Annotated in this window: 4 protein-coding genes; 2 read left to right on the plus strand and 2 right to left on the minus strand. The window is 69.7% G+C overall.

Annotated elements, in window-relative coordinates; translation table 11 throughout:
• A partial coding sequence (locus WBA11_RS08220; RefSeq protein WP_424520214.1) for a sensor histidine kinase occupies positions 1-592 on the plus strand: 592 nt, incomplete at its 5' end.
• On the opposite strand, the gene WBA11_RS08225 is transcribed toward WBA11_RS08220, so the two are convergent.
• The gene (locus WBA11_RS08225; RefSeq protein WP_424520215.1) at positions 589-2,556 is read right to left on the minus strand and encodes a hypothetical protein; all 1,968 of its coding nucleotides are present in this window, start codon (positions 2,554-2,556) and stop codon (positions 589-591) included. The two genes, WBA11_RS08220 and WBA11_RS08225, sit on opposite strands and share 4 nt — an antisense overlap.
• Before the next feature lie 3 nt (positions 2,557-2,559).
• Complete coding sequence (locus tag WBA11_RS08230; RefSeq protein ID WP_424520216.1) at positions 2,560-4,674, minus strand: hypothetical protein; 2,115 nt, start codon at positions 4,672-4,674, stop codon at positions 2,560-2,562.
• Between the two features lie 176 nt (positions 4,675-4,850).
• Between WBA11_RS08230 and WBA11_RS08235 the strand changes: the two genes are divergently transcribed.
• Positions 4,851-5,061 (plus strand): hypothetical protein (locus WBA11_RS08235; protein ID WP_424520217.1); only part of this gene is annotated, 211 nt, incomplete at its 3' end.

Genomic DNA, 5,061 nt, shown 5'->3' on the forward strand with positions numbered 1-5,061 from the left:
GCGCGAGCCCGCGGCCTACCGCGAGACGCTGGGGCGCGTGGTGGAGGACGTGGCCGAGATGACGGGGACGGTCCAGGGCCTCTTGCAGCTCGCGCGGGCGGAGTCGCTCTCGCGGTCAGCGGACGCGCGGCTCGATGTCGGCGAGTTGGTCCGCCAGCGGGCCGAGCGCGTCCGAATTGACGCCGACACGAAGGGGGTCATGCTGGGGGTGACCGTCGATCCCGGCGTCCGTCTGGCGGCCGAGGCCGCGCCGCTGGCCGAGGTCGTGGACAACCTGTTGGGCAACGCAGTCAAGTACACGCCCTCGGGCGGTCAGGTATCGGTGCGGCTCACCCACGCCGGCGGCACGGCACGGCTGGAGGTCCAGGACACCGGCCCCGGCTTCGACGAGGCGACGTGCGAGCGGCTGTTCGACCGGTTCTTCCGCGCGGATACGCCCGAGGTCCAGGCCGAGCCCGGGAGCGGGCTGGGGCTCGCAATCGTGAAGGCGATCGTGGAGGGGTACGGCGGCACCGTCGGCTGCGCGAGCCCGGGTCCGGGCCACGGGGCGACGTTCTGGGCGTTGCTGCCGTGCTTGGGAAGCCACTGTTAGGGAGAACTCTCTTCCCGACCTGCACGAGCGAGCGCTCGCCATACGGAAGGTCGCGGCGGTGTCCTGAAGTGGCGGGAGGCGATTAGCGAAAGGAGTGGGAGACCGGCCAGATCTGCGGAGTAGCCCGCGACATCATCGTCGAAGCTGGATTCCCGACGCACCTGGGCCACGAACTCGCCGAACGTGGCAGGCAGCCGGATGGATGTTCTAAAGAGACCGGTGTTGATGGCAGGGCCTGCGTAGAGGTCGGGGTCCGTCTCATCGGTCGGCACCCACACCTGGAGGTTGACCTCCGAGAGCTGGTCCTGGACGACGTCCCGAATCGAGTCGTAGAGCGCGGGGTCGTCCGTGGCGACGGCCCATTCGGCGAGGAGTGCGAGGATCGTCGAAGAGGGGAACTCCGGCTCCTCGACACCGAGGAGCACGTCGATCCGGTCCTCGTACGTGCCCGCATACGTTGGCACGCGAGACGGTTTGTGGGTCCAGGCGAACCCGAGCGTCCGAATGATCTGCTCGGCCCACGCCCGGGCGTCGTCGACCCGACCGCCGAGGGCGAGGGCGCGGAGCGCGAGGGCAACCTCGACCACGTTGTCGTCGAAGGGCGGCGTAGAGGCTGCGGGGTTGTGGACGATGACGGCGACGATCCGGTTTGCTATCACCTCGGTGTTCCGGAGGTACCCCCGGAACTGCCCCAGTAAGGCCTCCCCAGCGTCTTGGTTGGTCTCGCTCAGCGCACTCTCCTCCGAGCCTTCTCCCTCATCAGCCCCGTCTGGCGTCTCCTCCTCTGAGGCGGGTCCCGCACTGTCTTCGGCGTCTGGTCCCGAAGGCGTGTTGCCCTCACCTCCGTCCAGATCCGTTTCGTCCAGATCGGACTCTTGGGCGTCGTCTTCCACACCGTCACCCTCCGACTCCGCCAGATGGCTGATCTTCGCGTAGGTCGCCTTGGCCATGTGGAACTCTCCGAGTCCGGCGAGGGCGAGGTGTCCGAGGACGTCGAACACGCGGACCGGGTATTCGATGTCGTCGGCGGGTGAGTACCCGAAGAGGCCGTTGGGCGTCTCGCAGTGGGGGCGAATCGCTTCGAGGTATGCGTAGAGAACTTCATGCCACGTCCCGTAGAGCGCGCCCAACTCCGGCCGTTCGACGCGGTTCGCCCCTGTGAGCCCCTGGGTGACCATGAAGTGCCAGACCCGAAGGAGGACGTACTCGGAGGCCAGAAGCGCCGGGCGCAGGTTCCCCTCGCGCTCGCCCCAGCGATAGAGCACGCGGAGGGTGAGCCGGAGCGCTCGGAGTGCGCGGCGGCGTTTGGGCGCGGTGTCGAGGCGGACCGGGTCGAGCGTGGCACGGACGAGCGCCTCGTACGGCGCAAGGTCGAAGTTGGGGTCGCCCGCGAGCGCGAGCGTCCGACGCATGACGGCGCGGACATCGGGACCCTCCGCCGGGCTCGGGAAGAGGTACTCATCGAGGAGGTGGGCCTCAATGAGACCCGCCAGCTCGTGGCCGCCCCAGAACTCGAAGGACACCTCGTAGTCGGTCCCCCCGCGCTGGACCGTGCCCCCGTTGTTCTCGGTGTAAGAAGCCCAGTCGAGCCGGACCTGCTCGTCCATGTCGCCGCCGGTGGCGACGATGACGCACACGGGGAGCCCTTGGTGGGAGGGCTCGACGTGGGAGCGGAGGTAGGTGTCCAGAATCTCGTCGAGCGATGGCCGGACGTCGGCGGGCAACCCGCCGTTCCACGTCCTCCGGTCGATGTCCCCCTGCTTGACCGTCACGAGAACGAGCTTCCGTACCCCGTCGCGGGGGTCGGTCCCGACGGCGGGCACATCGACGCCGTACTGGCGACTCCCTTTGCCTGCGCGGTTGAGGGGCCGGAGCCCCATGTTGAGGAGGAGGTCCGGGATGAGCACGTCGAGCTCGCCGGACTCCTTCTGGAGGGCGAGGTAGTCGCGGAGGACAAGGTTCATGGGTTAGCGCCGGGGCGTTCGGCGGAATGGCTTGCGACGCTTGGGGTGCACGCGCGTGGGGTAGCGCCGTCGGCCAAGACCACTCCGACCGCCGCTTGGGAGATTGGGTGGGCGTCGAGGCGCCGGGTCTGGCTCGGGGAGCGGCGTCGCGCGCCACACGAGGCGCCGGAAGTCTTGGCCTACGGGGTCGATGACGTCGCCGCGCAGGCTGAATCCGGGCGTCTCGATTTTCTGAAAGGGCGACACCTCCAGGGTCCCGTCGTGCATCTCGACGAGGGACCCCTTGCCGCCGCGGACCTGAACTTCTTGGAAGATGTCCTTCAAGGGGAAGCCGCTCTGTTCTTGGACCTGCTTGTAGATCGCGCGGTCGAACCGGCGGCGAGCGACGATAAACGGGCGGATGCGGTCGAGGGGGACCATCAGCTCCGTCCGTCGCTCGAGGGCTTGGTACCTCTCGTCCTGGGCGTCGACTCGGGCGAGCACGCGCGCCGCGATGGCCGCCGCACGTGGCCGTCGGCTCGCGTCGATGCTAGACAGAACCTCGCGGGTCTCACCTGGGCGCGTGAAGGCGACGAAATCGACGAGGCGGTCTTCAGCGAACGCTGCGACCTCCGGCGGGAGGGCGGGCGCGTCGAACAACGACACCACGAGCCGGGCGAGGGCGCGGCCGTTGTGGAGCCAGCCCAGCACTTGGCGGACTACGTGGAGGATCTCGCGGGCGTCGAGCGTGGCGACGGTGAGCGGCGGGAACGCCCACGGCCGACTCATCCTCCGGGCGTCGTTGACGAGGTCGGCCGCGGCCCGTGCGAGCGCGGGCGAGCCGCTCGCCAACCACCGCGTCACCCGCGCGTCGAGGGCGTCGTCGGGCACGTTGTTCAACGCATAGTCAACGGCGTCGGCGAATCCCAACTCCCCCGGTATGTGCGTGATCGCCCACGCCTCGGCCGCGTCGAGAGCCAGGTCTGGCGGGGCCTGGTAGAGCGCCGACCGGAACGCCTCCAGTCCCCCGCCGGAGAGCGGCGCGCGGGCGAGACGGAGCAGGGCCGTCCTGTAGAGGTCGGGGCCGTAGTGGACGGCAAGGTTAGCGACGCCGCGAGCGACGGCGGTGGCCGCGTTCGGGCGGGGGGCCAGCCGGACGAGGAGGTCGAGCGCACGTTCGACGTGGGACCGGAGGGAGATGGCTGCGAGCGCCCTCGCCAACGCCCGCTCGACTTCCGGCGCGGGGTCGGCGGTCATCTCGTCCAGCCGGTCAAGCACAGCGTCGTAACGGCTATCGCCTGCTTGGAAGTGCAGGCCGCCAAGGGCGAGGAGCCCCGTGTGGACGCGAGCGCCCTCGGCCTCCCGCGTGAGCGTGAGCGCGCGGTCCAGCGCGTCGTCCGGCGCCGTCGCGGCTAGACCGTGCAGCAGGTGCGGTACGGTCGCGAGCGCCTGGATCGTATCGGCCTCGACCGCGAGGCGGACGGCCTCACGGGCCGTGTCCGGATGATCCCGAGCGACCGTGCCAAGGCCCATGTAGTTGGAGCCTACCCCGCCGGTGTCCTCGAAGTACTCCCCGGCCGCAACGCCGATGTCGAGCGCTTGCTGTGGGGTGGGGCTCAGGCCCGAGAGAGCACCATGGGTAGCCAGCTTGATCGCCGTCTTGCGCGTCTGGAGTCCTCCGGGCGGATCGTCGCCGGGGGCCTCGCCAGGACCGGGGTAGTCCGCGGCGACGAGACGGGGAAGACGGGCTGCAACATCGCGCCCTCCCTGCGCGAGCGCGAGCAGGAGCCGCGAAGCAGGGTGGAGCCGTCCGGGCGGGGCGGCTCCCTTGAGCCCCCGGTGCTGGAGCCGCCAGACGCGGTGGAGGACGGTGACGAGCGCGGCGGGGTCGTCCCAGGCGTCCTCGGCGTCGGGGAGGAAGGCCTCAGCGATAGCCTGCGCGTGGGCTTCGGCGTCCGCGAACACGAAGCCGTCGTCGCACGGCTCGACGAGGTTCGCCTCGAGGGCGGGCGCGAAGGCCTCTGCGTCGTAGCCATCGGGCACCGGGATGCACGACGCGAGGGCGTCGGTGGCGCGGCCTGCAAGAGCGGCGAGAGCCGAACGGGTATCCTTGGGGATCGCGTCGGGGGATGGAGCCACGAGGTGCGGCCGTGTATGCGAAAAAACGGGTCAGGAGGGGCGCCTTCGGAGACACACAGAAATGGACACCCCTCGGGAAAACCATGATCCCGTCCAACCTGAATGCCTTTTCAGGTTGAGGCAGGGACGCAGTGGGGGTGGTCTCTGTAGCTATGGTCCCTCCCATCCCCCTCTCGATGACCGCGACCACTTGGTACTGGATCGCCGCGGCCGCAATGGCACCAGGCTCGGTCGTGTTCGGGTTCACGTCGGCCTGGGTCCAGGACGGTGCGCGGAAGGCGGCCTCCGGGCTGTGGGCGCTCGCGAGCGCGGCGACCCTGTTGGGCCTGCTCTTCGCCTACGAGTCGTTCGAGGGGTGGGCGTTCGTGCCCGCGGCGGGCATCCAGG

The organism is Rubrivirga sp. (genome assembly GCF_049648075.1).
In the GTDB taxonomy this organism is placed as follows: Bacteria; Bacteroidota; Rhodothermia; order Rhodothermales; family Rubricoccaceae; genus Rubrivirga.

What these genes read in the sequence shown, in the direction of transcription:
- WBA11_RS08225 (WP_424520215.1), bottom strand. Translation starts at nt 2,556, where the DNA reads ATGAACCTTGTCCTCCGCGACTACCTCGCCCTCCAGAAGGAGTCCGGC.